This is a genomic window from Streptomyces cellostaticus (assembly GCF_001513965.1).
In the GTDB taxonomy this organism is placed as follows: Bacteria; Actinomycetota; Actinomycetes; order Streptomycetales; family Streptomycetaceae; genus Streptomyces; species Streptomyces cellostaticus.
The window spans coordinates 2,783-5,913 of sequence record NZ_KQ948097.1; the positions used below are offsets into that span (position 1 = coordinate 2,783).

1 rRNA gene is annotated in these 3,131 nt (G+C 56.7%); it reads left to right on the plus strand.

The window, feature by feature from the left end:
* Positions 1 to 13 precede the first annotated feature (13 nt).
* Positions 14 to 3,131: ribosomal RNA gene (locus AQI88_RS42150) — 23S ribosomal RNA — on the plus strand; the annotation flags it as partial.

Here is a 3,131-nt window from a genome sequence, read left to right on the forward strand (position 1 = left end):
CGCGAGCATCTGTGGCCAAGTTTTTAAGGGCGCACGGTGGATGCCTTGGCACCAGGAACCGATGAAGGACGTGGGAGGCCACGATAGTCCCCGGGGAGTCGTCAACCAGGCTTTGATCCGGGGGTTTCCGAATGGGGAAACCCGGCAGTCGTCATGGGCTGTCACCCGCTGCTGAACACATAGGCAGTGTGGAGGGAACGAGGGGAAGTGAAACATCTCAGTACCCTCAGGAAGAGAAAACAACCGTGATTCCGGGAGTAGTGGCGAGCGAAACCGGATGAGGCCAAACCGTATGCGTGTGAGACCCGGCAGGGGTTGCGTATACGGGGTTGTGGGATCTCTCTTTCACAGTCTGCCGGCTGTGAGACGAGTCAGAAACCGTTGATGTAGGCGAAGGACATGCGAAAGGTCCGGCGTAGAGGGTAAGACCCCCGTAGTCGAAACGTCAGCGGCTCGTTTGAGAGACACCCAAGTAGCACGGGGCCCGAGAAATCCCGTGTGAATCTGGCGGGACCACCCGCTAAGCCTAAATATTCCCTGGTGACCGATAGCGGATAGTACCGTGAGGGAATGGTGAAAAGTACCGCGGGAGCGGAGTGAAATAGTACCTGAAACCGTGTGCCTACAAGCCGTGGGAGCGTCGGAAGCAGCTTGCTGCTTCTCGTGACTGCGTGCCTTTTGAAGAATGAGCCTGCGAGTTTGCGGTGTGTTGCGAGGTTAACCCGGGTGGGGAAGCCGTAGCGAAAGCGAGTCCGAATAGGGCGTTTCAGTAGCACGCTCAAGACCCGAAGCGGAGTGATCTAGCCATGGGCAGGTTGAAGCGGAGGTAAGACTTCGTGGAGGACCGAACCCACCAGGGTTGAAAACCTGGGGGATGACCTGTGGTTAGGGGTGAAAGGCCAATCAAACTCCGTGATAGCTGGTTCTCCCCGAAATGCATTTAGGTGCAGCGTCGTGTGTTTCTTGCCGGAGGTAGAGCACTGGATAGGCGATGGGCCCTACCGGGTTACTGACCTTAGCCAAACTCCGAATGCCGGTAAGTGAGAGCGCGGCAGTGAGACTGTGGGGGATAAGCTCCATGGTCGAGAGGGAAACAGCCCAGAGCATCGACTAAGGCCCCTAAGCGTACGCTAAGTGGGAAAGGATGTGGAGTCGCACAGACAACCAGGAGGTTGGCTTAGAAGCAGCCACCCTTGAAAGAGTGCGTAATAGCTCACTGGTCTAGTGATTCCGCGCCGACAATGTAGCGGGGCTCAAGCGTACCGCCGAAGTCGTGTCATTGCAGCATATAGCCCCAACGGGTGCTGTGATGGGTAGGGGAGCGTCGTCTGCCGGGTGAAGCAGCACCGGAAGGTAGTTGTGGACGGTTGACGAGTGAGAATGCAGGCATGAGTAGCGATACAAACGTGAGAAACGTTTGCGCCGATTGACTAAGGGTTCCTGGGTCAAGCTGATCTGCCCAGGGTAAGTCGGGACCTAAGGCGAGGCCGACAGGCGTAGTCGATGGATAACCGGTTGATATTCCGGTACCCGCTGTGAAGCGTCAAACATCGAACCAGGCGATGCTAAGTCCGTGAAGCCGTTCCGGACCCTTCGGGGAAAGGAAAGTGGTGGAGCCGACGAACCAGACTTGCAGTAGGTGAGTGATGGGGTGACGCAGGAAGGTAGTCCATCCCGGGCGGTGGTTGTCCCGGGGTAAGGGTGTAGGCCGAGTGGTAGGCAAATCCGCCGCTCATTAAGGCTGAGACCTGATGCCGAGCCGATTGTGGTGAAGTGGATGATCCTATGCTGTCGAGAAAAGCCTCTAGCGAGTTTCATGGCGGCCCGTACCCTAAACCGACTCAGGTGGTCAGGTAGAGAATACCGAGGCGTTCGGGTGAACTATGGTTAAGGAACTCGGCAAAATGCCCCCGTAACTTCGGGAGAAGGGGGGCCACGCCTGGTGATGGGCTTTACGTCCTGAGCTGGGGGTGGCCGCAGAGACCAGCGAGAAGCGACTGTTTACTAAAAACACAGGTCCGTGCGAAGCCGTAAGGCGATGTATACGGACTGACGCCTGCCCGGTGCTGGAACGTTAAGGGGACCGGTTAGCTCACTTTCGGGTGGGCGAAGCTGAGAACTTAAGCGCCAGTAAACGGCGGTGGTAACTATAACCATCCTAAGGTAGCGAAATTCCTTGTCGGGTAAGTTCCGACCTGCACGAATGGCGTAACGACTTCTCGACTGTCTCAACCATAGGCCCGGTGAAATTGCACTACGAGTAAAGATGCTCGTTTCGCGCAGCAGGACGGAAAGACCCCGGGACCTTTACTACAGTTTGATATTGGTGTTCGGTTCGGCTTGTGTAGGATAGCTGGGAGACTTTGAAGCAGGCACGCCAGTGTTTGTGGAGTCGTCGTTGAAATACCAGTCTGGTCGTGCTGGATGTCTAACCTGGGTCCGTGATCCGGATCAGGGACAGTGTCTGATGGGTAGTTTAACTGGGGCGGTTGCCTCCTAAAGAGTAACGGAGGCGCCCAAAGGTTCCCTCAGCCTGGTTGGCAATCAGGTGTTGAGTGTAAGTGCACAAGGGAGCTTGACTGTGAGACCGACGGGTCGAGCAGGGACGAAAGTCGGGACTAGTGATCCGGCGGTGGCTTGTGGAAGCGCCGTCGCTCAACGGATAAAAGGTACCCCGGGGATAACAGGCTGATCTTCCCCAAGAGTCCATATCGACGGGATGGTTTGGCACCTCGATGTCGGCTCGTCGCATCCTGGGGCTGGAGTCGGTCCCAAGGGTTGGGCTGTTCGCCCATTAAAGCGGTACGCGAGCTGGGTTTAGAACGTCGTGAGACAGTTCGGTCCCTATCCGCTGTGCGCGTAGGAATATTGAGAAGGGCTGTCCCTAGTACGAGAGGACCGGGACGGACGAACCTCTGGTGTGCCAGTTGTTCTGCCAAGGGCATGGCTGGTTGGCTACGTTCGGGAGGGATAACCGCTGAAAGCATCTAAGCGGGAAGCCTGCTTCGAGATGAGTATTCCCACCTCCTTGAGAGGGTAAGGCTCCCAGTAGACGACTGGGTTGATAGGCCAGATATGGAAGCCTGGTAACGGGTGGAGTTGACTGGTACTAATAGGCCGAGGGCTTGTCC